The 24,690-nt window shown below is 59.7% G+C and carries 24 protein-coding genes and 1 pseudogene; 10 read left to right on the forward strand and 15 right to left on the reverse strand.

Features of this window, described 5'->3' with window-relative positions; translation table 11 throughout:
* Window positions 1-405 carry a cytochrome c gene (locus ACOERD_RS19085; protein WP_419740065.1) on the reverse strand — a complete coding sequence of 135 codons (405 nt, stop codon included), beginning with the start codon at window positions 403-405 and terminating at the stop codon, window positions 1-3.
* Between the two features lie 98 nt (window positions 406-503).
* On the opposite strand from ACOERD_RS19085, the gene ACOERD_RS19090 reads away from it, so the two are divergent.
* Window positions 504-941, forward strand: coding sequence for a DMT family transporter (locus tag ACOERD_RS19090; protein ID WP_170765974.1), 438 nt, complete (start codon window positions 504-506; stop codon window positions 939-941).
* Here ACOERD_RS19090 and ACOERD_RS19095 read toward each other — a convergent pair.
* From ACOERD_RS19095 to ACOERD_RS19105, 3 genes are all read right to left on the reverse strand, one after another.
* Complete coding sequence (locus tag ACOERD_RS19095; RefSeq protein ID WP_419740066.1) at window positions 925-1,611, reverse strand: ABC transporter ATP-binding protein; 687 nt, start codon at window positions 1,609-1,611, stop codon at window positions 925-927. The two genes, ACOERD_RS19090 and ACOERD_RS19095, sit on opposite strands and share 17 nt — an antisense overlap.
* A complete protein-coding gene (locus tag ACOERD_RS19100; protein ID WP_419740067.1) occupies window positions 1,604-2,899 on the reverse strand; it encodes a lipoprotein-releasing ABC transporter permease subunit in 1,296 nt (431 codons plus the stop codon). Before ACOERD_RS19100 ends, ACOERD_RS19095 begins: the two co-directional genes overlap by 8 nt.
* Window positions 2,900-2,977: 78 nt before the next feature.
* Window positions 2,978-4,054, reverse strand: coding sequence for a DUF6492 family protein (locus ACOERD_RS19105; protein WP_419740068.1), 1,077 nt, complete (start codon window positions 4,052-4,054; stop codon window positions 2,978-2,980).
* Between the two features lie 280 nt (window positions 4,055-4,334).
* Between ACOERD_RS19105 and ACOERD_RS19110 the strand changes: the two genes are divergently transcribed.
* Window positions 4,335-4,652, forward strand: a complete 318-nt coding sequence (locus ACOERD_RS19110; RefSeq protein ID WP_419740069.1) for a hypothetical protein — start codon at window positions 4,335-4,337, stop codon at window positions 4,650-4,652.
* On the opposite strand, the gene ACOERD_RS19115 is transcribed toward ACOERD_RS19110, so the two are convergent.
* Window positions 4,649-5,530, reverse strand: coding sequence for a glycosyltransferase family 2 protein (locus ACOERD_RS19115; RefSeq protein WP_419740070.1), 882 nt, complete (start codon window positions 5,528-5,530; stop codon window positions 4,649-4,651). The genes ACOERD_RS19110 and ACOERD_RS19115 overlap by 4 nt on opposite strands.
* Complete coding sequence (proS, locus tag ACOERD_RS19120; RefSeq protein ID WP_419740071.1) at window positions 5,514-6,854, reverse strand: proline--tRNA ligase; 1,341 nt, start codon at window positions 6,852-6,854, stop codon at window positions 5,514-5,516. The genes ACOERD_RS19115 and proS overlap by 17 nt, the downstream gene beginning before the upstream one ends.
* Window positions 6,855-7,022: 168 nt before the next feature.
* On the opposite strand from proS, the gene ACOERD_RS19125 reads away from it, so the two are divergent.
* The 5 genes from ACOERD_RS19125 (at window position 7,023) to ACOERD_RS19145 (ending at window position 12,808) form a co-directional block, all read left to right on the forward strand.
* Window positions 7,023-8,387: an FAD-dependent oxidoreductase gene (locus ACOERD_RS19125; protein ID WP_419740072.1), complete on the forward strand. Its 1,365-nt coding sequence runs from the start codon at window positions 7,023-7,025 to the stop codon at window positions 8,385-8,387.
* A complete protein-coding gene (locus ACOERD_RS19130) occupies window positions 8,387-9,361 on the forward strand; it encodes an isopenicillin N synthase family dioxygenase (RefSeq protein ID WP_419740073.1) in 975 nt (324 codons plus the stop codon). Before ACOERD_RS19125 ends, ACOERD_RS19130 begins: the two co-directional genes overlap by 1 nt.
* Before the next feature lie 89 nt (window positions 9,362-9,450).
* Window positions 9,451-10,524 (forward strand): AI-2E family transporter, encoded by a 1,074-nt coding sequence (locus ACOERD_RS19135; protein ID WP_170378059.1) that lies wholly within the window; start codon window positions 9,451-9,453, stop codon window positions 10,522-10,524.
* Window positions 10,525-11,214 (forward strand): chromosomal replication initiator DnaA, encoded by a 690-nt coding sequence (locus ACOERD_RS19140; RefSeq protein ID WP_419740074.1) that lies wholly within the window; start codon window positions 10,525-10,527, stop codon window positions 11,212-11,214.
* Window positions 11,215-11,263: 49 nt separating this feature from the next.
* Window positions 11,264-12,808, forward strand: coding sequence for a Ppx/GppA family phosphatase (locus ACOERD_RS19145; protein WP_419740075.1), 1,545 nt, complete (start codon window positions 11,264-11,266; stop codon window positions 12,806-12,808).
* Window positions 12,809-12,998: 190 nt separating this feature from the next.
* Here ACOERD_RS19145 and ACOERD_RS19150 read toward each other — a convergent pair whose 3' ends face one another.
* Window positions 12,999-14,741: an IS1634 family transposase gene (locus tag ACOERD_RS19150; RefSeq protein ID WP_419737624.1), complete on the reverse strand. Its 1,743-nt coding sequence runs from the start codon at window positions 14,739-14,741 to the stop codon at window positions 12,999-13,001.
* Here ACOERD_RS19150 and ACOERD_RS19155 point away from each other — a divergent pair.
* Window positions 14,734-14,916 carry a hypothetical protein gene (locus ACOERD_RS19155; RefSeq protein WP_419740076.1) on the forward strand — a complete coding sequence of 61 codons (183 nt, stop codon included), beginning with the start codon at window positions 14,734-14,736 and terminating at the stop codon, window positions 14,914-14,916. The genes ACOERD_RS19150 and ACOERD_RS19155 overlap by 8 nt on opposite strands.
* Window positions 14,880-15,989: pseudogene (locus ACOERD_RS19160) on the forward strand (exopolyphosphatase); the annotation flags it as partial. The gene ACOERD_RS19155 and the pseudogene ACOERD_RS19160, both read left to right, overlap by 37 nt.
* 7 nt (window positions 15,990-15,996) lie before the next feature.
* On the opposite strand, the gene ACOERD_RS19165 reads toward ACOERD_RS19160, so the two are convergent.
* From ACOERD_RS19165 to scpA, 6 genes are all read right to left on the reverse strand, one after another.
* Entirely contained in the window at window positions 15,997-16,371 is a 375-nt protein-coding gene (locus ACOERD_RS19165) for a hypothetical protein (protein WP_170378053.1), read from the reverse strand.
* Between the two features lie 37 nt (window positions 16,372-16,408).
* On the reverse strand, window positions 16,409-17,401 hold the full coding sequence (locus ACOERD_RS19170) for an endonuclease/exonuclease/phosphatase family protein (protein ID WP_419740077.1): 993 nt from the start codon (window positions 17,399-17,401) through the stop codon (window positions 16,409-16,411).
* Window positions 17,402-17,404: 3 nt separating this feature from the next.
* The gene (locus ACOERD_RS19175) at window positions 17,405-18,085 is read right to left on the reverse strand and encodes a TerB family tellurite resistance protein (protein WP_170665555.1); all 681 of its coding nucleotides are present in this window, start codon (window positions 18,083-18,085) and stop codon (window positions 17,405-17,407) included.
* Window positions 18,086-18,130: 45 nt separating this feature from the next.
* Window positions 18,131-18,619, reverse strand: a complete 489-nt coding sequence (locus ACOERD_RS19180) for an N-acetyltransferase family protein (RefSeq protein WP_419740078.1) — start codon at window positions 18,617-18,619, stop codon at window positions 18,131-18,133.
* Window positions 18,616-19,218, reverse strand: a complete 603-nt coding sequence (locus ACOERD_RS19185) for a VOC family protein (protein ID WP_419740079.1) — start codon at window positions 19,216-19,218, stop codon at window positions 18,616-18,618. The genes ACOERD_RS19180 and ACOERD_RS19185 overlap by 4 nt, the downstream gene beginning before the upstream one ends.
* Window positions 19,219-19,355: 137 nt before the next feature.
* Entirely contained in the window at window positions 19,356-21,482 is a 2,127-nt protein-coding gene (scpA, locus tag ACOERD_RS19190; RefSeq protein ID WP_419740080.1) for a methylmalonyl-CoA mutase, read from the reverse strand.
* 165 nt (window positions 21,483-21,647) lie between these two features.
* Here scpA and ACOERD_RS19195 point away from each other — a divergent pair, with 165 nt between their 5' ends.
* Window positions 21,648-22,094 (forward strand): DUF4174 domain-containing protein, encoded by a 447-nt coding sequence (locus ACOERD_RS19195; protein ID WP_419740081.1) that lies wholly within the window; start codon window positions 21,648-21,650, stop codon window positions 22,092-22,094.
* A gap of 76 nt (window positions 22,095-22,170) precedes the next feature.
* On the opposite strand, the gene ACOERD_RS19200 is transcribed toward ACOERD_RS19195, so the two are convergent.
* Together ACOERD_RS19200 and ACOERD_RS19205 are read right to left on the reverse strand one after the other, a co-directional pair.
* Entirely contained in the window at window positions 22,171-24,216 is a 2,046-nt protein-coding gene (locus ACOERD_RS19200; RefSeq protein WP_419740082.1) for an acetyl-CoA carboxylase biotin carboxylase subunit, read from the reverse strand.
* A 116-nt stretch (window positions 24,217-24,332) separates the two neighbouring features.
* Window positions 24,333-24,536: a hypothetical protein gene (locus ACOERD_RS19205; protein WP_170554505.1), complete on the reverse strand. Its 204-nt coding sequence runs from the start codon at window positions 24,534-24,536 to the stop codon at window positions 24,333-24,335.
* Window positions 24,537-24,690 lie beyond the last annotated feature (154 nt).

The raw sequence follows: 24,690 nt of genomic DNA on the forward strand, positions 1-24,690 counted from the left end.
TTAGCCGTCCTGCAGGGTTTTCAGAAATTCCACCAGATCGACAATGGGCTGGCTGGTGAGGATCGGTTGCCCCTCAAGCGTTTTGATCGCGGTGTCCTGCCCTTCGAAATACGGGCCATAAACTGGCATCGGACTGCCATGGCTCACCAACGGATCACGCCCGTCTATCCGCGCCACCACGCGGGCCGTGGGGAATACGCCGTCCGCGTTTGCCAGTGTCTTCAGGTTGGTCGGCTGAATGACAAGAACTCCGGCCATCGGCCCATGGCCGGTGGCATCAATCCCATGGCAGGTGGCGCAATAGTGCTGGTAAAGCTCGGCGCCTTTCTCTGCATCCTGCGCCCAGAGGGGGGCAGACATGGCAATCAGAGCTGACGCCGTTGCAAAACAAAGCTTTGTGATCATCGCATCCTCCTACCACAACTGCTGTCAACAGGCTTGCCCGCTGCGCGGCTTGGCGCAATGATCCAGATCAACGAATACGGGTAAAGAGGGATCGGGCCATGACACAATACGCAGCCATCATGCTGGCCGCCGGGATCGGAGTCCCCATCCTGGCCGCTTTGAACGCGGCGCTCGGCAAGCTCATCGGCTCGCCGACCACAGCGGCTGTGATCCTGTTTGCCATCGCCTTCGGGTCTAGCGCGCTGGTGATGGTGGTCTTTCCCGGTTTTGAGGCGCTGTCAAAAGTGGCACAGGCCCCAAAACACCTGTTGCTTGCGGGCGTTCTGATTGCTTTCTACGTCCTGTCGATCACCCATGTCGCGCCGCATTTCGGCGTCGGCAACGCCGTGTTCTTTGTCCTTCTGGGGCAATTGATCAGCACGGCCGCCATCGACCATTTCGGCCTGTTCGGCGCGCAGGTCACACCGCTCACCATGATGCGCGCAGGCGGGATTGCGGTGATGGCAATTGGAGTGGCGATCACTCAACTGGCTTGAGCACCCCACCTTCCAGCCTGACGATGCGGTCCATCCGCGCGGCCAGGTCCAGATTATGCGTGGCGATCAGAGCAGACAGGCCCTGGTCGCGAACCAGGGTCATCAGAGCCTCGAACACCTGATCCGATGTATCCGGGTCAAGGTTACCTGTCGGTTCATCCGCCAGCAGAACGCGCGGTGCGTTGGCCAGAGCGCGACAGAACGCGACCCGCTGCTGCTCGCCCCCGGACAGCGCCGCTGGACGGTGATCGGCGCGTTGGGCGACACCGACGCGGTCCAACAGGGACTTCGCCCTGTCCTGCGCATCCCGCTCGGACACACCGTTGGCGAGTTGTGGCAGGGTGATGTTCTCCAACGCTGTGAACTCGGGCAGCAGATGGTGGAACTGGTAGACGAACCCGACATCCTGACGCCGCACAGAGGTGCGCGTGCGGTCGCCTTTTCCCGCAAGATCCTGACCCGCAATCTCAACGTTACCGCTGTCCGGCGTGTCCAGCAGCCCGGCGATATGCAAAAGGGTCGACTTGCCCGCACCCGATGGCGCAACAAGCGCGACGGCCTCCCCCGGCTGCAACTCCAGATCAATCCCGCGCAAAACCTGCACCTCACCCGGAGTGCCCTGCAGGTAGGTTTTCGTCAGACCGCTCAGCCGCAAACTCACATCATTCATAGCGCAGCGCCTCAACCGGGTTCAGCCGCGCGGCGCGGCGGGCGGGGAAATAGGTGACAAGAAAAGACAAGCCCAGAGACAAGCCAATCGCCTTCAGAACATCGCTGAGGTGAAGCTCGGCGGGCAAGGCGTAAATCCCTCGGATCGACGGATCCCAGACGCCGCCGCCCATGGCGTAGTTCACAAACGAGAAGATGGGGTCGATATAGAGCGCGAAGAGGCAACCCAAGATCACGCCCATGGCCGTGCCGATGATGCCCGTGAACGCGCCGCAGATGAAAAACACCCGCAGGACCGAGCCCTCGCTGAGACCAATGGTGCGCAGGATACCGATGTCTCGGCCCTTGTTTTTGACAAGCATAATCAGGCCTGAGACGATGTTCATTGCCGCAATGAGGACAAGGATCGACAGGATGATGAACATCACGTTGTCCTCAACCTCCAGTGCCCTCAAGAACCCGCCCGAGGCATCCTGCCACGTCCAGATTTGGCTGCGCTCACCTGCGGCCTCAAGGATCGGAATTAGGATTGGATTGAGGTTTTCGGGGCGTTCGACCATGACCTCGATCTCGTCGGCGACGCCCTCACGGTTGAAGAAACTCTGCGCCTGCGAGAACGGCATATAGACCCGCGTGCGGTCGATGTCGTAGCGCCCGGCCGAGAACACGTAGACAACGCGATAGGCGTTTACCCGTGGTGAGGTGCCAAAGGCCGTCTTGACCCCGTTCGGCGAAGTCAGTTTGACGGTGTCGCCAACCGTGGCGCCAATACTGCGGGCCACGCCGGAACCGATGGCGATGACGTCTTCGCCCGTCCGAAACTCGGACAGATCGCCAACCGCTTCCTCGCTTTCCGCAATACCCGGCAAGTCACGCAGATCGCCGGGGCGCATCCCGAACACCTGAACCCCACTGCTGCGGTCGCGGTTGGTGATCAGCACCTGCCCTTTGACCAAGGGGGCGACCCGTTCAACGCCGGGCACCTGCGCCAGACGCGCCGTACGCTCCTCAAAATCTGCAATGGTCCGATCAACCCGCCCCTGCGCGTCGATCTCACCCGAGGAATAGACCGTCACATGTGCGTTGGCTCCCAGAATGGTGCCAACGAATTCGGCCCGAAATCCCGAGCGCACCGCTAAAGTGGCAATCAGGGCAAAAACAGCCAATGTGATCCCGATCAGCGAGATCCAGGTCATCACGCTGACGCCACCCTCGGCCCGACGCGCGCGTAGGTAGCGCCAGGCGATCTTCCATTCAAAAGGGGCGAAAGGCGGGGGTGTTTTGGCCATGCCTGCTCCGGGTTTTTTCTGGTTTGGCGCGACCCTTTAGGCATTTCGCCCGAGGGTCAAGCCGCTTGTCCTTGTGTGTCAGCTCGAAAACGCGGAAGTTCGCTGCAGAACCTCTTCGGTCACTTGGCGATCGCATATGCCACGCGTTTCAAGGGCCGCATAAACCTGCCCGCGCAAATCCTCCGGCAAATTCGCGACCGCCCTGTTGTGCAGCCCGAGGGTCAGTGATCTGTCGTCCTGCAGCCGCGCGACCAGCTTAGCCAGTTCATCCGTGGAATAAGTCGGCCACATCCCAATATGCGCAGGGTTAGCGGGTTCGAACCACGGCGCATAGCCATCACGTGACATCAGACAGAACGCGTTCATCAACATGAACTCCGATGGCCGCCGTTTAGACGCGAAAAGCGCCTGAACCGAGCCGTAGCGTGTATTGATCTCATCAAGCAGCGAAAGAACCAGCGTCCGGCGTACCGGAAAAGGCGTTGAAAACGTCGTAGTGCGCAGGTCGTCCGTCAGCGTTTGTTCAACACCCAAAGCCTCAAGGCTCTGGAGCAACCATTTGCGGTGATAGTCGCTGTGAACTGGCATGAACTGAATGCGAGCAGGCCCTTGGGGTGAGAAGAATTCGCCTTCTTCGAACGACCGCAGGAACAGGTTCTTGGTGTCGAGAATGACGATATTCTCGGCCTCTGCCACCCGCGCCGCGCCAAGTTTCAGCACCTGCTGCATGCGGTAGCCATTGTTGCCCCGCCAACCGCCTTTGCGGATCAGGGGAAGGCGATAGCGGTTTTCGGTCAATATCCGATCATTCAGCGGCCGCTTGGCAGTGTGCCCCTCGCCCAGCAACACCTCTTCGCCCTTTAGAAGCCGTACCTTGGAGCGTAGCGGGCCGTAGTGCCGCAGCATCGGTTCGATCTTCGCTGCCAACCCGGCCTCATCTACATCGTTCAGAATGACATGGATCGATGCCACCTGATCCGGCGCAACAAACCTGGCCATAGACATCGCCTGAAGCGTGAGCAGCGGATAATCCTTGGAATAGACGATAGTGGCGAAACTCAGCACGAACCTGCGGCCTTTCTCTGGGGCGTGCCCTCGTCTATCAGCAAATCTGCCGAGGTCAAATTGCACTGCCTCCAGATCGAAACGAATCACTTAACGGTCCTTTGGCAGGGTAAAAGTAGTCTTGCCCGCCAATCGGTTACACCAGAGGTTGTGACAACCTTCACAGACAGGCCGCTATTGTTTCAGCTATGAAGTCAATATTGGCATTGTGTGAGGCACTGAACTCAAAATGCCACAACAATTAAGCAATTTTATTTCGCTTTTTGCTTAATATCAGAAACTTTGTCACCCTGACTTTGGGGGAACACATTTGAAAGAGCGGGGGTCGCTCATGAATATTCAAAATACAACACTTGGGACGGGCCCGATTTTGGCCCACAAACCTTCATCAGATTTGGATTGTGAGACTGCGGCACTGCTTCGTGCTGCGATCCGTCCGATCTTTGCAAGCGCAGTTAGCTGGAACAATTTGGCCGAGGTCCTGAGGGACAAAGGCTATCGCCTTGCCTTTCGCGAAGGGCGTCTTTGCGTAACCGACCGCGACACCGGCGCACGCATCTGCGGGATCCGGTTTCTGGGCTTTGAGCTTCGGGAACTTGTACGCCGCATGGGGCGTCCGATCGTTGTGGCCCGCGGGAACGACGCAGACGGCGACATTCTGACTGCGCGGCCGGCCGTACGGGCCTAAAAACTGCGCCAGAATTGAACGGACCGGCGCAGGGTTTTTGCCAGACTGTGGCGCGCGGCGGTCTTGATCGGCTCGGGTGTGTCGGGTCGCCGTAACAGTTCCCAGATCAGACGAGCAGGCATGTGACCACGTCGATAGAACCCGGCGAAATCATCCAGACTGCGGACTTTGGCGGATTTGAATCCCGTGTAGTAGTTCATCCAGACCCGAGCGTAATCCTTGCCGGTCGCGTCCTGATCACTGGTCGCGCCACGATCCCAGAATAGTGAGATCGGCTCATCCATACGCTCACCCTGATAGCCCGACCCGATCAAGCGCAGCATCAGGTCATAGTCGGCAGCAATACGGAACTGGCTATCGTGCCCGCCCAACGCCTGAAACACATCACGACGAATGAAAACCGAGTTATGGCAGAACGGCATGCGCTGCAGGATGGCTTTCAGCGACATGCGCTTTTCCATCGTCTCGCCACCATCCTCATAACGGCGCAGCGTTGAGCCATATAGGAAGTCAGGCTTGGTCGCCTCCAGCCGATCTGCGGCTTGGTTGAGAATAGCATCCGAGGCCAGCGAGTCGTCAGAGTTCAGGAACAAAAGGTACTCACCCTTCGCTGCCTGCGCGCCCTTGTTCATCGCGTCATACAAGCCGCCATCCGTTTCGCTTATCACGGTCGTACGCGGCATCCTTTCGGTCAACTCGTGCAACATAGCGACAGTGCCGTCGGTTGAGGCACCATCCTGGATGATATGCTCAGCCCGCGCGCAATTCTGGCGCTGCATGCAATCCACAACGCCTTTGAAACTGTCCTGCCGCCCTTGGGACAGCAGGTTGTAGGTCGCAGTGATGACCGAGATGAGCGGATCAGGCGATCTGCTCATAAATCCCGGCGATTTTGGTGACGGCGGCTTCGGGGCTCAACTCTTCGCTTTCGCCCGTTCGGCGGCAAGTCAGTTCTACCACACCGTTTTTCAACCCGCGCGGCCCGACGGTGATGCGCCATGGCAAGCCGATCAGGTCCATGGTGGCGAACTTGCCCCCTGCCCGCTCATTACGGTCGTCGTAAAGCGGCTCAAGACCCAGAGCGGTCAGGGCGCCATAGAGCTTGTCACAGGCCGCGTCTGCTTCTTCATCACCTTGCTTCAGGTTGACGATGCCACAGTGGAACGGGGTCACGCCTTCGGGCCAGACAATCCCTTTGTCATCGTGGCTGGCCTCGATGATCGCGCCGATCAGGCGGCTGACGCCGATACCGTGGCTGCCCATGTGAACCGGAGTCGGCTTGCCATCGGGGCCTTGAACGGTCGCGCCCATGGCTTCCGAGTACTTGGTGCCGAAGTAGAAGATCTGCCCCACTTCGATCCCACGCGCCACGCGGCGGCGCTCTTCAGGGATCTGGTTGAACAGCGCCTCATCATGAGTTTCGTCCGTGCGCGCGTATTTCGAGGTGAACTCCTCCAAAATCGCCTGGCACTGCGCGCGGTCATCGTAATCGATCTGACGGTCGCCGAAGGTCAGGTCGGTGACGGCGCTGTCATAGAAAACCTCGGATTCGCCGGTTTCGGCCAGTACGAGGAATTCGTGGGTGTCATCACCGCCGATGGGGCCGGAATCGGCGCGCATCGGGATCGCCTGCAGGCCCATACGTTCGTAAGTGCGCAGGTAGCTCACCAGATGGCGGTTGTAGGCGTGCAGCGCGTCTTCCTTGGTCAGGTCGAAGTTATAACCATCCTTCATGTAGAACTCACGCCCTCGCATCACGCCGAAACGCGGGCGGATTTCATCGCGGAATTTCCACTGGATTTGGTAGAGGGTCAGCGGCAGGTCCTTGTAGCTGCTGACATGGCCGCGGAAGATATCGGTCACCAGCTCCTCAGCCGTGGGCGTATACAGCATGTCGCGACCATGACGGTCCTGCATCCGCAGCATCTCTTGGCCGTAGTCATCATAGCGACCGGATTCGCGCCACAGGTCCGCCGATTGCAGGATTGGCATCTGGATCGCGATATGGCCTGCCCGCGCCTGCTCCTCATGCACAATGTTTTCAAGCTTGCGCAGGACTTTGAAGCCCAACGGCAGCCAGGAATAGATGCCGGCAGCAGCCTGCTTGATCATCCCGGCGCGCAACATCAGCCGGTGGCTGACGATCTGGGCCTCGGAGGGGTTTTCCTTGAGAACGGGCAGAAAGTAACGGCTAAGGCGCATTGGGTGACCTTCAAAGGTGGATTTGAGCTTTTCAAGGTGATTATGCCAAACCCCCGCCGGGGGCAATCGGCCATTGGTGATTTTGCGACCTCAGGTCCGTCGGATTTTTGATTGACCCGCCGATCAGGAACCTCAAATGTGACGGAAATGTAAAATCATGAGGCCCCGATGCAGACAATCTCGGAACCCGCCCGTCAAATCCCTGTTGTTCACCAGACGGATGTTCTGGTCGTCGGCTCTGGCCCTGCCGGGCTGGCGGCAGCCTTGGCTGCCGCAGGCGCAGGCGCCGAAGTGTCGCTAGTCGATCGTTTCGGCTGCATGGGCGGCAATATCACCGCCGTGGGGGTTGAGGGCTTCGCCTGGTATCGCCACGAACAAACGGTCGAGGCTGGCGGTATCGGCATGGAGTTCGAGACTCGCGCCAAAGACATGGGCGCCGCCGTGCCGGAAAGCCAATCGCTCAGCTATGAACTGGACAGCGAAGGGTTCAAGCTGGTGGCCGACAAGCTGGTCGAAGAGGCGGGTGTGTATCCCATGCTGCACCGTCAGTTCGTCGCCCCCATCATGGACGGCGACCGGATCACCGGCATCATCACCGAATCCAAAGCCGGGCGCGAGGCGATTCTGGCCAAGGTCGTGATCGACGCGACCGGAGACGCCGATGTCGCCCACCGCGCCGGCGCCCCTACTTACAAGACCGCGCGCGAGGATATGATGGCCGCCTCGGTCATGTTCCATCTCGCCGGTGTCGACAAACGCGCCTTTATGGAAGGCGTCAAAGCCGACCCGCAGACCTATAAAGACTGGGGCGGCGGTGGCGAATGGAACATCGAAACCTCGGGCAAAGAGGACGACATGTTCTCTCCCTTCGTTCACAAGCCTTTCCAGCAGGCGATTGATGAGGGTCTGATCCCGCCTCATCTGAACACCATCGCAGGCACCTGGGGCGCGATGCACGACACGGGTGAGCTGACCTATATGAACCTCATCCATCTGGCTGAAATCGACGGCACCGACCCCGACAGCCTCACAAAGGGTGAAATCGAAGGCCGCCGCCAGTCGATGCTGGCCATCGAAGCGCTGCGCCGCTTCATGCCGGGATGTGAAAACGCCCGCCTGCGGAATTTCGGGATGACCATCGGCATCCGCGACACGCGCAAGATCGACGCGGTCTACAACATGACCGAAGAGGACGCGCGCCATCAGGGCCGGTTCGAGGACACAATAGGCATTTATCCCGAGTTTATCGACGGCTACGGCATCCTGATCCTGCCAACCACTGGCCGCTATATGCAGGTGCCCTATCGCTCGATGCTGCCCAAAGGTGTCAAAGGGCTTTTGGTTGCCGGACGTTCACACGGGGCCGACAAGGTGGCCCATGCGGCCACGCGCAACATGGCGTGCTGCGCGGTCATGGGGCAAGGGGCCGGCATCGCGGCAGCCTTGTCACTGAAAAGCAACCAGGAGCTGCACAGCATGAACCTTGCCCCTGTTCACGCTGAACTGGACCGTCAAGGCGTCAGGATTCACTGATGGACTACATTCCGACAATCGACCTCAACCCACTGCGCGACGCCACGCATCCCGACCGGGACCAAACCGTGCAGCAGATCATGGAAGCCTGCACTGAGATCGGTTTCCTATCGATCACGGGCACTGGCGTTCCCGAGGCTACTGTTGATAAGGTGCGCGACATGGCGCGCGCGATTTTTTCGGTCGAAGAGGCCTCTAAATGGCAACAAGCCATCACCCGCGAGAACTATCGCGGGTTTATCCCGATGGGGTTCTTCACGCCCAATGACGGCTCGGGTAAAGCCGACAAATATGAAGGCTACAAGCTGCATCACGAAGTCGACGCCGAGGCTGCAATCCGTGAAGATTGCGGGCTGTATGGCCCAAACATCTGGCCGGTCGAAGTGCCGGGGGCGCGCGATGTCATCCTGACCTACTGGTCGATGCTGGATGACGTGGCAGACCTTCTGCTCGCAGCGCTCGAAACCGGGCTGGAGTTGCCGGAACGCCAATTGCGCGACGCGTTTCGAGACCCGATGACCAACATGACCCTGCTGCACTACCCTCCGCAGGCACCGGATGAGGGCGGCTATGGCATTCACCCACACAAGGATACGGATGCCCTGACCATCATCGCACCAGATCCCGTCGGAGGGCTGGAGGTGCAAACCCGCACCGGAGACTGGATCACGCCCGACTGCCCGCCCGGCGGCTTCGTCGTCAATATCGGCGACATGTTGGAACTGTGGTCGGGCGGCCGATTGAAATCCACGCCGCACCGCGTCGTCAACCGATCAGGGCGCGAGCGGTACTCGTTCCCCTATTTCGCCGTTCCGCGCCATGATGTGGTTGTTGAGCCTCTGCTGCCCGCCCTGCCCGGCTTTGATCGCCCCGCCGTTCATTGCGGCCATTGGTCCGCCGAAATCTGGCGCACCAACTGGCCGGACGAGACCGCGACAGGGGATACTCCGGAATTGGGAACGCTGACCGACTGACCCGCAGAAACCAAGGCCCATGAACCGCTTGCATCGCCGCGCATCATGGGCCAAGAACATGGCAACGCTGTGCAACAAAGGGATGCGCCATGGCTTTGCCGGTTAAGGATCAGCTGAGATACTGGGGCATCGCCACGGTTGTCTTTGTCGTGATCCTGTGGGCCTTGGGCGATGTGCTTTTGCCCTTCGTGATCGGCGGCGCAATCGCCTATTTCCTCGACCCCGTCGCCGATCGGCTGGAAAAGCTGGGGCTGTCGCGGATGGCTGCCACCGGGATCATCACCGTGGTCGGCGTCCTTGGATTTGTGCTTGCGATTCTGATGGTTGTGCCAGCTCTGGTCACACAGTTGATCGACCTGGTCGACATAGTGCCCAGCCTGTTCCAGGAACTGCGCGCCTTCATCGAGAAGCAATTCCCTTCGATTCTGGACCGCGAATCCAGCTCGCACCAGTTCCTTGTCGGGTTGGGTGAAACGCTAAAATCCAAGACTGGGGATGTTCTGGAATCCGTTGTGGCCTCGCTTGGCTCGGCAATCAACGTGGTAGTGCTGCTTGTCATCGTGCCTGTGGTCTCGGTCTACCTGCTGCTGGATTGGGACCGTATGGTCGCCCGGATCGGAGAGCTGCTGCCCCGCGACCACGCCCCCACGATCAAACGTCTCGCGGGTGAGATTGACAATGTGCTGGCCTCTTTCGTGCGGGGCATGGGCACTGTCTGTTTGATCCTAGGCACTTACTATGCGGTTGCCCTGATGCTGGTCGGGCTGCAATTCGGCCTGATCGTCGGCTTCATCGCAGGGCTGGTGACTTTCATCCCCTATCTGGGCGCGTTGATCGGCGGCACTTTGGCCATCGGGCTAGCGCTGTTCCAGTTCTGGGGGGATTGGGCGCATATCGGGCTGGTCGCAGGCATCTTTGCATTAGGACAAGTGACCGAAGGCAACTTCCTGACCCCCAAACTGGTCGGCGACTCTGTCGGGTTGCACCCGGTCTGGCTGTTGTTGGCCTTGTCGGTTTTTGGTGCACTTTTCGGCTTTGTCGGGATGCTGGTCGCCGTTCCGGTTGCCGCAGCGCTGGGTGTGCTGGCGCGGTTCGGCACGTCGGTTTATCTGGATAGCCGCCTCTATACCGGCCTCGAAAGCCAGGATCAGGACAACGCATAAATGGCCCGACAATTAAGTTTCGATTTGCCCGCCAAAACTGCGCTGGGGCGAGAGGATTTCTTTGTCTCTCCGGCAAACGCGCTGGCAGTTGCGATGATTTCGGCCACCTCATGGCCCGGCAACAAACTGGTGCTGAGCGGTCCGGCAGGAGCAGGTAAGACCCACCTGGCCCATGTCTGGGCGGCTGAAACAGGCGGGCGCATAATCAAAGCCGAGGCACTGCGGTACGAGGACGTGCCCGATCTGGCGCGCAGCCCGATTGCGGTTGAAGACGTTCCGATGATCGCAGGTGATATCGAGCGGCAGAAAGTGCTGTTTCACCTACACAACCTTGTTCTGGCCGAGGGGCACGCCCTGCTGATGACGGGTCGTTTGGCCCCGAAGTTCTGGCAATTGCCGCTGGCGGATCTGCAAAGCCGGGTCGAGGGCGCGCATCACGTTGCACTCGATCCACCGGATGACGCGTTACTCTGCGCAGTGCTTGCGAAACTGTTTGTCGACCGGCAGCTAAACCCCGGCCCCGAGGTGATTGCCTATCTAGTCAAGCACATGGATCGCCGCTTTGAGACCGCCGCCGATGTGGTCGCACAGCTGGACGATTTCGCGCTGTCCGAGAAACGGGATATCACGCGCGCTCTGGCGATCCGCGTCTTGAAAATGGACCCGGACGAAGGCGATACGAATGATTGACCCAAGCGCGCCAATTGCGCATTCTGACAGCGAAATTTCTGGGTAAGACATGGACCAGACCGTCGAAACCGACATTCCTGATTGGGGGCCTTTCGGAAGACCTCTGTTCGACGACCCCGGCACAAGGGCGCTGTCCCGGGTGGGCGTGGTTGATGTCGGGTCAAACTCGGTCCGGATGGTGGTCTTTGATGGCGCGGCGCGGTCACCTGCCTATTTCTACAACGAAAAGGTCATGTGCGAGCTGGGCGCGGGCCTGTCCGAGACCGGCCACCTGAATCCCCGAGGGCGTGAGAGGGCGATGGCCGCCCTGCAGCGCTTTCAGCGGATCGCAGAGGATCTCGGCCTGCCGGGGCTGCATGTCGTAGCCACCGCCGCCGTGCGTGAGGCGAAAGACGGCCCCGAATTCTGTCAGGACGTGAAAGCAAAAACCGGGCTGCATGTGGCTGTGATCGACGGTCAGGAAGAGGCGCGCCTATCAGCCCAAGGCGTTATGCTGGGCTGGCCCGGAGCGTATGGCCTGATCTGCGACATAGGCGGCTCGTCTATGGAATTGGCCGAGATCGGAGGTGGCGATGTAGGCCGTCGCGTGACCTCGGCCCTTGGTCCGCTGAAGCTGCGCGATATCAAGGGCGGGCGCCGCGCGCGCAAGGCCCATATCAAATCCACAATGGAAGAGTTGCACGGCCAGATGGGCCCGCAGCGCGACCGGCTGTTTCTGGTGGGCGGCAGCTGGCGTGCCTTTGCACGACTGGACATGCTGCGGCGGGGCTATCCGCTGAACGTCCTGCACGAATACCGCATGACCACCAAGCAAGTTCGCGAAACAATCAAATTCATTGACGCGAACGATCATGACAAACTGCGCAGTCAGGCCGGGGTCTCAAGCTCTCGTATGGCGCTGATCCCTTATGCGATGGACGTGCTTGCGCGTCTGATCCGCACCTTCAAACCCAAGGATATCGCGATCTCAAGCTATGGTATCCGCGAAGGGCTGCTGTACGAACAGATGTCGCAGGAACAGCGTGACCGCGATCCCCTCATTGAGGCCAGCCGTTTTTCGGAGGCGAAAGACGCCCGCCTGCCCGGTATGGGCCGCACACTGTTCGATTTTGTGATGCCTCTGTTCAAATCTGCGCCTGCGACGCAGGTCCGTCTGATCAAGGCCGCCTGCCTCTTGCATGATGTCAGCTGGCGCGCGCATCCCGACTACCGGGCCGAGGTCTGTTTCGACTATGTCACCCGCGCCAATCTCGGGGGGCTGAAACACTCCGAACGCGTTTTCATCGGCCTTGCGCTGCAACATCGCTATCGCAACAAACGCGAAGGCAACCGTTTTGCGCCGCTCTATGAGTTGCTGGATGAAAAGGGCCAAAAACAGGCCGAGATTCTGGGCAAGGCTATGCGGTTCGGGGCCATGTTGTGCATGGACAGCGACGCACATGTGGGCAAGCTACGCTTTTATCCCAAAAAGCGTGAGCTTGATCTGGTGCTGCCCAAATCCGTGCAGCCCCTGTTCAACGAAGTCGCCGAGTCCCGTCTGAATTCACTGGCAAATGCCCTGAAATCCGAAGTGCGTGTGGTCATCAAGGGCTGAGCTGCCCCTAGATGTCCGTGGCTCCGTCCGGGGCCTCTGGCAAAGCTTCGGGTGTTTCAGGCGCATCTTCGGTCTGTTTCCTGACTTCCGACATTTTTCGTATAAGTCATTGATATTATTATGCCTTGGTTGCCAAAAGGCACTACACGGACTTTTTTCGCCAGCGATTGTTTCGGAGTGTTGAGGGAGCTCAGGCTTTGGTCTGGCCAGTTTTTCGGGTGCGCCCGGGGGGTATCTTGAAAGGGGCTTCGTTCCAGGTCAGGCCGACGCAGGTGAGGATGCGTCTGGCATCGACCGTGGCATGGCTTGGCATGCCGTAGCGGTCAGGGGTGCCTTTGTGGCGCAGGATCGAGAGCTGCAATGCGTTCAACTCGTTGCGGATACGAGCCGGGCTCATCGGGTGTCCGAGCAGGTCCAGATGCTTGCGCAGGTGCTGCAGGCAGCAGAAGGCCATGTAGCAGATGGCGATATGGGCCCGGACCCGACGCGGCGACCAGTGATAGATGGGCCGGATTTTCAGATCGTGCTTGTTGGTGCGGAAGCAGGCTTCGATCTCCCACAACTGGTGATAGCGGGCAATGACGTCCTGTGCCTCCAGTTCGTCCGCACCATGAACAACAATGGCATGCAGCCCGTCCCATTGTGCCGCTGCCTTGATCTTTGCATCATCCAGCGTGACGTCCCCGCTGTCGGGGAAGGCCAGGAAGCGGCCATATCCCCGGCTGCTGAAGCTGCCGGGTTTGCGAGAGCGCTTGAGCTTCTTGTGCAGCTTTTCGATTGCCTTGTCGCGCTTGTGGGCATCATTGCGTGCCCGGGTGGGTGACCAGGTCACAATGACCCGCGCTCCCTCCTGGTCGATCACCTTGTACCAGCCCTTCTCGGTTGCCTCTTCAGAACCGTGTCCAGCCCAAGGCTGGCGTCCCTCCGGGCTCAAAATGTTCGCCTTCACGGCGGCCGGGGCGGACTTCATGCGATAGCCGAGGATGTAGGGCAGACCCTTGTTCTGCAACATCTGCTGGTTGTCCTTGCTGAGCATGGCGGCATCGGCCACGAACGTGACCCTGGCCACGTCGAAGCGTCCCTCCAACGCCTTCAGCGCAGCTTCCAGCGTATGACCTTCCCAGGTGTTTCCCGGGAAGAGTTCATAGCCCACAGGCAGCCCATCGGAGGTGACGATCAGCGCCAGCATGACCTGAGCGCGGTGATGCTTGCCATCCTTGCTGAAGCCCTTGGCCAGAAGATGATCCTGCTCGACCCCGTCCGCATCCTCGGCCGGGTCCTCGCGCTCGGTGTCAAAGGCCAGGGTCGTGCAATCGTAGAACAGCACGGTCACTGGCCCGCCCAGCAACTTCTCTGCCGCCGCGTGAGAGGTTTTGCAAATCCCGTCTATCACCGGCGTATTGATGTAATCCATGCTCCGATAGACCACGTCCAGATTGAGCGTGATGCCTGCCTGGTTCTCCAACGCCTCCACGGTCGCGCGCTTGCTCTCGGGCTGTGCGATCCGCGCCATAACCAGCTCTTTCACAATGCGATTGGCACTTTTACGCGCCGCCCCCAGAAGGGCCCCCCAACCCAGTTGGTCATACATCGTCCCCATGACATCCCGCAGACCCAGAGAGACCCGCGCCTCCTCACGGCACTCGGCAAGATCAACGCCAAGCTTGTCCGGCCGCGGAGCGCGGCGCACCAGCGCCTGCAGATCGGCATATTCCGTGGGCGTGAACAGTTCCATTTGCGGCGAGCGATCAATGCGTAATTGCTCCATCAAGCGGCCCGCCAGACGCTTGATATCCTCAATCTCGCTGTCGTTATGGGCCACACCCACATGGCGCAGGATCTTCTGGCGTACCTTGGAGCCGGTGCGGACGGATTCAACGATCTGGATCCGTGTGCGGTTGAGCTTTGCGTCATGTTTGGTGCGGATGAACATGGGCGAAGAGGTTAGCCATCTGAAGGCCCATGTCAATACTTTTTATAATAATAGGGCACTACAACGCGCCTCTGAGCAACCACACCTGAAAACAAACCAAAAACCCAGTCAGATCAACAAAAAGGTCGGAAGTCAGGAGGCGTTATGCTGGGCTGGCCCGGAGCGTATGGCCTGATCTGCGACATAGGCGGCTCGTCTATGGAATTGGCCGAGATCGGAGGTGGCGATGTAGGCCGTCGCGTGACCTCGGCCCTTGGTCCGCTGAAGCTGCGCGATATCAAGGGCGGGCGCCGCGCGCGCAAGGCCCATATCAAATCCACAATGGAAGAGTTGCACGGCCAGATGGGCCCGCAGCGCGACCGGCTGTTTCTGGTGGGCGGCAGCTGGCGTGCCTTTGCACGACTGGACATGCTGCGGCGGGGCTATCCGCTGAACGTCCTGCACGAATACCGCATGACCACCAAGCAAGTTCGCGAAACAATCAAATTCATTGACGCGAACGATCATGACAAACTGCGCAGTCAGGCCGGGGTCTCAAGCTCTCGTATGGCGCTGATCCCTTATGCGATGGACGTGCTTGCGCGTCTGATCCGCACCTTCAAACCCAAGGATATCGCGATCTCAAGCTATGGTATCCGCGAAGGGCTGCTGTACGAACAGATGTCGCAGGAACAGCGTGACCGCGATCCCCTCATTGAGGCCAGCCGTTTTTCGGAGGCGAAAGACGCCCGCCTGCCCGGTATGGGCCGCACACTGTTCGATTTTGTGATGCCTCTGTTCAAATCTGCGCCTGCGACGCAGGTCCGTCTGATCAAGGCCGCCTGCCTCTTGCATGATGTCAGCTGGCGCGCGCATCCCGACTACCGGGCCGAGGTCTGTTTCGACTATGTCACCCGCGCCAATCTCGGGGGGCTGAAACACTCCGAACGCGTTTTCATCGGCCTTGCGCTGCAACATCGCTATCGCAACAAACGCGAAGGCAACCGTTTTGCGCCGCTCTATGAGTTGCTGGATGAAAAGGGCCAAAAACAGGCCGAGATTCTGGGCAAGGCTATGCGGTTCGGGGCCATGTTGTGCATGGACAGCGACGCACATGTGGGCAAGCTACGCTTTTATCCCAAAAAGCGTGAGCTTGATCTGGTGCTGCCCAAATCCGTGCAGCCCCTGTTCAACGAAGTCGCCGAGTCCCGTCTGAATTCACTGGCAAATGCCCTGAAATCCGAAGTGCGTGTGGTCATCAAGGGCTGAGCTGCCCCTAGATGTCCGTGGCTCCGTCCGGGGCCTCTGGCAAAGCTTCGGGTGTTTCAGGCGCATCTTCGGTCTGTTTCTTGCGGATTATGATGTCGCCATTGGGCAGGATTTCGGGCATCTCGTAGACGCTCCAATCCTTTACCTCGGCGGCGAGCTCTGCCAGCGCGGGTCCCATCTCCTGCATGAAAGAACGCATCGCGGGGCCAAATTGATCTGCAAGGCCAAGCAACTCATCCAAAGCCGGCTCCATCTCGCGGCGCAGGCCCTCGAAAAACAACTCGGCCCCCTGCTCCATCAGCGTTGGGGCATCTTCTTCCTCGGCCGTTGCAGGCAGCGCAAAAGCGGCTGTCATCGCGCCGATCATCAGAATATGTTTCATATGCTGAATGTAAGCCTTTCCGCGCCCAGTTGAAAGGTCACAGCTCAAAATCCAACGTGACCGGAAAGTGATCCGACGCGGTCAAAAGGGCCTCTCGTAGGTCAGGTTTGGCCCAGCAGGCAGCATCTCGAAACGGATGCCAGATGCGCCAGACGGGTCGCCGAGACTGCAAATCCTCGCTGATCATGATGTAGTCCAGCAACGCCTCAAGGAACGTGCCGTTCTCGGGCCGCGCAAATCGTGCGGTAGCAGGCACAGATCCGGGACGCGGCCCATACGCCGTAGCCGCATGGGGATCATAGAGACCCGCCTGCAACAGAATCTCGACCGAGGAGCGCCCGAACAGATGTTCGAACTCATCCAGACCGGGGCCGTCATTTAAGTCGCCCAACAGGATCACTGGATCATCCTCAGCCAAGTGATGCGCGACCCGACGGGACAACCAGATCGCCTGTGCCAACTGCTTGCGGCGGTTGGCGATCGAGATACGGATCGCCTCATCCCGTGACTCCGCCCCATGCGGAGCCTTGGATTTCAGATGCGCGCCGATCAGGCGAAACTCAAACCCCGCTTTGGTCTGGACCGACAGCTCCATTGGCGGCTTGGAGAACCGTACCACGTCCTGCGTCGCATCCACGTCCAGATCTATGCGAAACTCCGCGTCAAAGCGCGGGGCGTCATCTGCCGCCCTTGGGTCATGGCGAACCGACAGAACCTCCGGGTCGTAGAGAAGCGCCAATTCCTGATGCGTGTCATTGGGAAATCCCATGGTCGCCTGCGAGGTGCGAAGGTCAAAAACCTCGGCAAATGCCTGTAGTGCGCGCACCGTGTTCTGCCGTTTGCCCGTATTCGGTGCTTCGACGACCAGAACCGCATCCGCGTCAATCGCGGTGAGAACCTTGGCGATCGCCTCGACCTGCTGGGCCTTGGTCACGTCATGCCGACCCGACCAGCTTTCGTCGACGATCAGTCTGTCATTGCGATCAAACAGGTTGGCAAACCATTCGATATTGTAGGTCGCCAGACGCATCGCCTAAACCGTCGCGCCGTTGATCTCATCCCAGGCGCGGTTGATGTCGATCATCTTCTTCTCGGCCAGGCGGATCGCCTCTTCCGGCACACCACGCGACATCATCGCGTCGGGGTGGGTTTCCCGCACGAGTTTGCGCCAGACCTTCCTGATCTCAGCGATCGACATATCGCGCGAGACGCCCAGAACCACATAAGGGTCGTTCGGCGCATCCGGCACAAACCGCGCACGCAGGGCCAGAAACTGAGCATCCGTCTGTCCGAAAATGCGGCTGACCTCTTCTAGAAACTGGTTCTCGTTCGGGTGATAGAACCCGTCGGCCATGGCGATGTGGAACAGCCCCTCCATGAGATCGCAAAGCGTGGTGCTGTCCTCCGAGAACATCCGCGCGATCTTGCGGGCATAGTCCTGATAGCCCGCCACATCGGTGCGGGCCATGTTGAAGACACGGGCCGCGCCCTCTTCATCTTCGCGCGCAATCTGGAACACGTCGCGGAAGGCCGTCACCTCATCGCGTGTCACCTGTCCATCGGCCTTGGCCATCTTGGCCCCCAGCGCGATCACCGCAATGGTGAACGCGACCGAACGTTCAGGCGGTGAGCGCAGCTTTTCGAAAACAGCCGTCAGGCTTTCACCTTGGGCAAGAGCGCTCAGCGCGTCGGATATGCGGGTCCAGATCGACATGGGCGTACACTAGCGTTCCATTGCAGGACTGTCAGGTGCGATAGATCATTCGGGCGAAAGAATTTTCTGCATCAGCACAAGGTCCAGATACTGCCCCCATTTGCGCCCAACCTCGGGCATACGCCCCACCTCGGCGAACCCCAGCGCCGAGTGAAAGGCGATCGCCCCCGGGTTGGCCGAAGAAATCCCGGCGACCAGAACATGCACCCCTTCGCTGCGGGCCACTTGCTGCAACCGCTCCATAAGGGAGCGCCCGACGCCACGGCCCCGCGCATTGTCTGCCAATTGGATCGAATGCTCACGGCACTTGGCATAGCCCGGCCCGGACCGGAACGATGCATAGGTTGCAAAGCCAATGACCTGCCCTTGATCCTCAGCCACAAGAAACGCTGCGCCACGCGCCTGGATATCATCGGCAATCGACGCGGCGCTGCGTTCATCGGTCGTGAAGGTCACCAATGTGTCGCGAATAATCGCGTTGGTGATCAAAGCGATCTCTGCTGCATCCGCTGGTTGGGCCTGACGGACCCTCATCGCAAAATACGTACCCCATGAGGCGTTTCGATCTCGGCCTGCATGGACGCTGGTCCTGTGTCAAAAACAACCGGATCAAGCGGACCCAGTTGTTTTGCCAAGCGCAGCGCATCCGGGTGATAGACAACCAGACGTTTGAGGCGGCACCCGTGATCCTCCAACATACGCGCGGGATGAAGATCACCCTGCCACTGGATCAGCGCCGGAAACAAGTTGTCAAAAGGCAAACGCCCATTTGGCGGAACCGCCATCCGCCACCGCAAGGCCCCTCGGGCCAAATCAATCGGCGTCCCGACACCATCGGGAAACACAGACAGAGAGAGCTCGATATCAGGTACGCGGCATATCCAGTTGGTCAGACGTGGCGCACCCTCGAACCGGTCCAGATCGAACCACCGCGTCCTGTCGGGACGAGGCGCATCCGGGTCGATGGCAATCGCCTCCAGATACAGCCCGTCCTTCAGGCCAAGCAACCGATTATGCGTGCCAAATACCTCATGCTTGCCACCGGCCTGAAGTCTGACACCCAGCGCATCTTTTACATGCGCCGTGGCCTCTTCCAACGTGGCACCCGCCACCGCAATATGATCCAACTCCATCGCGCCCTCCACGATGACACCCTACGCACACACCAAAAGGGCGCAAGCCAAACCCGCGCCCTTCTTCTGTTTGAAAATACCTTCGGGGGTGAATTTGCCGTTAGGCAAAGAGGGGGCAGACAGCCCCCTGCCCCGCCTCAGTCCCGCGCGTCGCGGATCAGGCGCAAGATGTCCTGTGCAGCGTCGGGTATATTCGTTCCCGGGCCGAAGATCGCCTTGACCCCATTATCATACAGGAACTGATAATCCTGCTGAGGGATCACCCCACCGCAAATTACGATGATGTCCTCAGCCCCGGCTTTCTTGAGCTCCTCAACAAGCTGCGGTGCCAGCGTCTTGTGGCCTGCCGCCTGAGACGAGATACCCACCACATGCACGTCATTGTCCACGGCGTCCTGTGCGGCCTCGGCCGGGGTCTGGAACAGAGGGCCAACGTCCACGTCAAACCCGATATCGGCAAAGGCCGTTGCGATTACCTTGGCGCCCCGGTCGTGACCGTCCTGCCCCATCTTGACCACCAACAGACGGGGGCGACGCCCCTCAACCTCGGCAAAATCTTCGATGGATTTCTGGATGGCGGCAAAACCCTCGTCACCCTCGTAGGCCGCGCCATATACGCCCGCCAGAGTCTTCACTTCGGCACGGTGGCGGCCGAACTCTTTCTCCATTGCCATACTGATCTCTCCTACCGATGCGCGGGCGCGGGCGGCCTCGACCGCAGCAGCCAGCAGGTTTCCGCCTTCTTGGGCGGCCTTGGTCAGCGCGTCCAACGCGGCCTGACAGGCGGCCTCGTCGCGGGTGGCGCGGATCTCTTCCAGCCGCGCGACCTGAGATTCGCGCACGGCCACGTTGTCGACGTCCAGAATGTCGATCGGGTCTTCCTGTTCTTTGCGGTATTTGTTGACCCCAACAATCACCTCATCGCCCCGGTCGATCATCGCCTGACGCCGCGCGGCGCTTTCTTCGATCCGCAGCTTGGGCATGCCCGAGGCAACGGCTTTGGTCATGCCGCCCATTTCCTCGACCTCTTCCATCAGGGCCCAGGCTTTCTCGATCAGATCATTGGTCAGGCTTTCAACGTAGTAAGAGCCCGCCAGCGGATCGACCACGTCGGTCACGCCGGTCTCTTCCTGCAAAACCAACTGCGTGTTCCGCGCAATGCGGGCCGAGAAATCGGTGGGCAAGGCAATCGCCTCGTCCAGAGCGTTGGTGTGCAGCGACTGGGTGCCGCCCAGAACCGCGCTCATCGCCTCATAGGCGGTGCGGATCACATTGTTATAAGGGTCCTGCTCCTGCAGCGAGACACCTGAGGTCTGGCAGTGTGTCCGCAGCATCTTGGAACGTTCGGACTTCGCCCCGAACTCGGTCATCACGCGATGCCACAGGGTCCGCGCGGCGCGCAGTTTCGCGATCTCCATGAAGAAATTCATGCCGATGGCAAAGAAGAACGACAAACGGCCTGCGAACTTGTCCACATCCATGCCCGCATCTAGCGCAGCCCGCACATATTCGCGCCCATCTGCGATGGTATAGGCCAGCTCCTGCACAAGGTTCGCGCCGGCCTCTTGCATGTGATAGCCCGAAATCGAGATCGAGTTGAACTTGGGCATCTCGTTCGACGTGTACTCGATAATGTCCGAGATGATCTTCATCGACGGCTCAGGCGGGTAGATATAGGTGTTGCGCACCATGAACTCTTTCAGAATGTCATTCTGAATGGTGCCGGACAGGACCGATTTGTTGTGCCCTTGCTCTTCGCCCGCCACGATGAAACTTGCCAGAACCGGGATGACAGCGCCGTTCATGGTCATCGAAACCGAGACCTTGTCGAGTGGGATACCGTCGAACAGGATTTTCATATCCTCAACGCTGTCGATCGCGACACCGGCCTTGCCGACATCGCCGACAACGCGCGGGTGGTCGCTGTCATAGCCGCGGTGCGTTGCCAGATCGAAGGCGACAGAGACACCTTGCTGACCTGCAGCCAGATTGCGCCGGTAGAAGGCGTTTGATTCCTCGGCGGTCGAGAACCCGGCATATTGGCGGATGGTCCATGGCCGCCCGGCATACATCGTCGCCTTCACACCGCGCGTGAACGGGCCAAACCCTGGCAGAGTGCCCATATGCGGCAAATCGGCGGTGTCGTCCTGCGTGTAAAGCGGTTTGACGCTGATGCCTTCCAGCGTTTCCTTGGTTAGATCGTCCAGTGGCCGTCCGCGCAATTCTTTCTCGGCCAGCGCGCGCCAGTCGTTCTTGTCGGTCATCGAGGTGTCCTCTCGTCAGTTCGGCCTGCAGCAGCCTGCAATCCGTGCGTATCGTGGTTGAGCAGATGCCGGGCATGGCCCACGCGCGACAAATTGAGCGTCTTGTGCAAATCGCCGGTCGCATTCGCGCGCGCAGAGGCTATATTCAACGGGACAGGAGGCCCCATGAACAAAACGCTTGCCCTTGTTTTCTCGGCACTTATCCCGCTGGCTGCCTTGGCCGCCGACGGAACAACACCTGCTGATGATGAATATGTTCGCCCTGTCGGCGACAGTGAGTTGAGCGATTTCATGTGGACCCACCGGCCCATTGTCGTCTTCGCCGATACTCCCGCCGATCCCCGGTTCCAGCAGCAGATCGACATGTTGCTGGACGGCGAGGACGCAATGCGGGATCGGGATGTCATCGTTTTAACAGATACCGATCCGTCCGCACGATCCGCGATCCGGTCCAAGCTGCGCCCGCGCGGGTTCCAGATGGTTTTTGTCGACAAGGACGGCGTGGTCAAACTGCGCAAACCGTCCCCGTGGAGCGTGCGCGAGATCGGCCGCTCGATCGACAAAACCCCATTGCGCGAACGCGAAATCCGCGAACGGCGCGAGGGCGGCTGAACGCTTTTGCCACGCCTCAAGCCACCGGCGCAGAACGCCGGTGAGACCTGAGGATATGCCAAAAGCGCGGTCATGATCATTCGAACTCGATGATCACTTCGTCTACGGCGAGGCTATCGCCCGGGCCTGCGTTGATTTTGGCAACGGTGCCCTTCTTCTCGGCGCGCAGGATGTTTTCCATCTTCATCGCCTCAATGGTACACAGCGCCTGACCCTCCTGGACCTCCTGACCGACTTCCACGTCGATCTTCACGACCAGACCCGGCATCGGGCAGAGCAGCATTTTTGACGTGTCCGGCGGGAGTTTCTCCGGCATTAGCTTGGCCAACTCAGCCTGACGCGGACGGCGCACATGGACCTTCAAATCCGCACCCCGGTTTCGAATGCGGAATCCGCCCGAGACCTTGCCAACTTTCAGAACCAGAGGGCTTCCATTCACATCCAGCACTGCCAGCTGATCGCCCGGTGTCCAGTCTGTTGTGACGCGAACGGTCGAGCCGTCTTCGAATTTGACGGTCGCGCCTTCCTTGTCTGCGTTGACCTGAACGGCCAGCTCGTGGCCTTCCAGCGAAACGACCCAGCGCTTGCCGACCTTGCGCTCGTCGTTGTCCATCCGGCCCGAGACACGGGTACGTCGAATCTCAGCAACCCTGTGCATCGCCGCGCATGAGGCCGCGATCCGGCGCAGGTCGCCTTCGGGCAGCGTCACGCCTTCGAACCCGTCTGGGTATTCTTCGGCGATAAAGGCGGTGGTCATGTCACCGCTGACGAATTTAGGGTGATCCATCACCGCCGACAGGAACGGCAGGTTGTGGCCAATCCCTTCAACCTCGAAACTGTCCAGCGCCACGCGCATCGCCTCAATCGCGGCTTCGCGGGTCGGGGCCCATGTGCAAAGCTTGGCGATCATCGGATCGTAGTACATGCTGATCTCGCCGCCCTCATAAACGCCGGTATCGTTGCGCACGGCAGCCTCACCCTCGGGCGCGTCGCCTTGCCATTTGCCATTGACCAGCATCGGACCGGCGGCGGTTTCCTGCGGCGGGCGATAGCGGGTCAGACGGCCAATCGAGGGCAGGAAGTTGCGATAGGGATCTTCGGCGTACAAACGGTTCTCGATCGCCCAGCCTGTCAGCGTTACATCATCCTGCGTGATGGTCAGCTTTTCGCCATTCGCCACGCGGATCATCTGTTCCACCAGGTCGACACCGGTGATCAGTTCGGTCACCGGGTGTTCCACCTGAAGACGGGTGTTCATTTCAAGGAAGTAGAAGTTCTTCTCGCCATCGACAATGAATTCCACCGTACCCGCGCTGGAATAGCCAACGGCCTTGGCCAGTGCGACGGCCTGTTCGCCCATGGCCTTTCGGGTCTCAGGATCCAGGAAGGGCGACGGGGCCTCTTCCACGACTTTCTGGTTCCGACGCTGGATCGAGCATTCGCGTTCGCCCAGATAGATGCCGTTGCCATGGCTGTCGCAGAGAACCTGAATTTCGATGTGACGCGGTTGGGTCACGAATTTCTCGATAAAGATCCGATCATCGCCAAACGAGTTCGCAGCCTCGTTCTTAGAGGACTGGAACCCCTCGCGGGCCTCTTCGTCATTCCAGGCGATCCGCATACCCTTGCCGCCGCCCCCGGCGCTGGCTTTGATCATGACGGGGTAACCGATGTCGTTCGAGATCTTGACCGCCTCATCGGCATCTTCGATCAGGCCCATATAGCCGGGTACGGTGGAAACACCGGCCTCCTGCGCGATCTTTTTCGAGGTGATCTTGTCGCCCATGCTTTCAATCGCGCCAACCGGGGGGCCGACAAAGGCCACGCCTTCGGCGTCCAGCGCCTCGGCGAATTTGGCGTTCTCCGAAAGGAAGCCATAGCCGGGGTGGACAGCCTGTGCGCCACTCTGGCGGATGGCATCCATGACCTTGTCGATCACGATATACGACTGGTTGGCAGGCGGCGGGCCGATATGGACTGCCTCATCCGCCATCGACACGTGCAGAGCGTTCTTGTCCGCGTCCGAATAGATGGCAACGGTGCCGATACCCATTTTACGGGCGGTCTTGATAACCCGGCAGGCGATCTCGCCCCGGTTGGCGATCAGGATCTTATTGAACATGGAACGTCCTTTGGCTTGGTGTTCTGGAAACGCAAAAAGCCGCCGCAGGGAGAGCATCCCCACGTCGGCGCAATGCGTGACGACGTACGGGGCGGCTTGCGCCCCGAAAATTCGCGTTAGTTACAGGTGTTCTGCGTCTTACAGTACAGCACGTTGCCTGCGGCCCCGACGGCCGCACCGACCAACGGATCGGCACTGAGAACGGCTGCCCCGACAGCGCCCGCGCCGCCGCCCAGGATGGCCTGTTCGCCGAGAGTATCGCCGCAGGCCGAGAGGCCCGCACAGGTTGCCAGTGCAAGGAACACTTTTGAAATACGCATGATGTCTGCCTCGTGGTTTTTTGTATTGCTCTTAAAGGCAGATGCAGGAACTCGGTACCGTTATTCAATAACAACGAGGTAAAATCTGCGTTTTGCGCAGGTTTATGCCCATTCAGGCCAGCTTTTTGTGCAAAGAAAAACGCGGACAGGACGA

The organism is Ruegeria sp., assembly GCF_965199275.1.
Taxonomy (GTDB): domain Bacteria; phylum Pseudomonadota; class Alphaproteobacteria; order Rhodobacterales; family Rhodobacteraceae; genus Ruegeria.

Excerpts from the sequence above, each read along its gene's own strand:
- ACOERD_RS19085 (WP_419740065.1), bottom strand. The coding sequence starts at position 405 with ATGATCACAAAGCTTTGTTTTGCAACGGCGTCAGCTCTGATTGCCATG.
- ACOERD_RS19090 (WP_170765974.1), top strand. The coding sequence starts at position 504 with ATGACACAATACGCAGCCATCATGCTGGCCGCCGGGATCGGAGTCCCC.
- ACOERD_RS19095 (WP_419740066.1), bottom strand. The coding sequence starts at position 1,611 with ATGAATGATGTGAGTTTGCGGCTGAGCGGTCTGACGAAAACCTACCTG.
- ACOERD_RS19100 (WP_419740067.1), bottom strand. The coding sequence starts at position 2,899 with ATGGCCAAAACACCCCCGCCTTTCGCCCCTTTTGAATGGAAGATCGCC.
- ACOERD_RS19115 (WP_419740070.1), bottom strand. The coding sequence starts at position 5,530 with ATGAGCAGATCGCCTGATCCGCTCATCTCGGTCATCACTGCGACCTAC.
- proS (WP_419740071.1), bottom strand. The coding sequence starts at position 6,854 with ATGCGCCTTAGCCGTTACTTTCTGCCCGTTCTCAAGGAAAACCCCTCC.
- ACOERD_RS19125 (WP_419740072.1), top strand. The coding sequence starts at position 7,023 with ATGCAGACAATCTCGGAACCCGCCCGTCAAATCCCTGTTGTTCACCAG.
- ACOERD_RS19130 (WP_419740073.1), top strand. The coding sequence starts at position 8,387 with ATGGACTACATTCCGACAATCGACCTCAACCCACTGCGCGACGCCACG.
- ACOERD_RS19135 (WP_170378059.1), top strand. The coding sequence starts at position 9,451 with ATGGCTTTGCCGGTTAAGGATCAGCTGAGATACTGGGGCATCGCCACG.
- ACOERD_RS19140 (WP_419740074.1), top strand. The coding sequence starts at position 10,525 with ATGGCCCGACAATTAAGTTTCGATTTGCCCGCCAAAACTGCGCTGGGG.
- ACOERD_RS19145 (WP_419740075.1), top strand. The coding sequence starts at position 11,264 with ATGGACCAGACCGTCGAAACCGACATTCCTGATTGGGGGCCTTTCGGA.
- ACOERD_RS19155 (WP_419740076.1), top strand. The coding sequence starts at position 14,734 with ATGAACATGGGCGAAGAGGTTAGCCATCTGAAGGCCCATGTCAATACT.
- ACOERD_RS19150 (WP_419737624.1), bottom strand. The coding sequence starts at position 14,741 with ATGTTCATCCGCACCAAACATGACGCAAAGCTCAACCGCACACGGATC.
- ACOERD_RS19165 (WP_170378053.1), bottom strand. The coding sequence starts at position 16,371 with ATGAAACATATTCTGATGATCGGCGCGATGACAGCCGCTTTTGCGCTG.
- ACOERD_RS19170 (WP_419740077.1), bottom strand. The coding sequence starts at position 17,401 with ATGCGTCTGGCGACCTACAATATCGAATGGTTTGCCAACCTGTTTGAT.
- ACOERD_RS19175 (WP_170665555.1), bottom strand. The coding sequence starts at position 18,085 with ATGTCGATCTGGACCCGCATATCCGACGCGCTGAGCGCTCTTGCCCAA.
- ACOERD_RS19180 (WP_419740078.1), bottom strand. The coding sequence starts at position 18,619 with ATGAGGGTCCGTCAGGCCCAACCAGCGGATGCAGCAGAGATCGCTTTG.
- ACOERD_RS19185 (WP_419740079.1), bottom strand. The coding sequence starts at position 19,218 with ATGGAGTTGGATCATATTGCGGTGGCGGGTGCCACGTTGGAAGAGGCC.
- scpA (WP_419740080.1), bottom strand. The coding sequence starts at position 21,482 with ATGACCGACAAGAACGACTGGCGCGCGCTGGCCGAGAAAGAATTGCGC.
- ACOERD_RS19195 (WP_419740081.1), top strand. The coding sequence starts at position 21,648 with ATGAACAAAACGCTTGCCCTTGTTTTCTCGGCACTTATCCCGCTGGCT.
- ACOERD_RS19200 (WP_419740082.1), bottom strand. The coding sequence starts at position 24,216 with ATGTTCAATAAGATCCTGATCGCCAACCGGGGCGAGATCGCCTGCCGG.
- ACOERD_RS19205 (WP_170554505.1), bottom strand. The coding sequence starts at position 24,536 with ATGCGTATTTCAAAAGTGTTCCTTGCACTGGCAACCTGTGCGGGCCTC.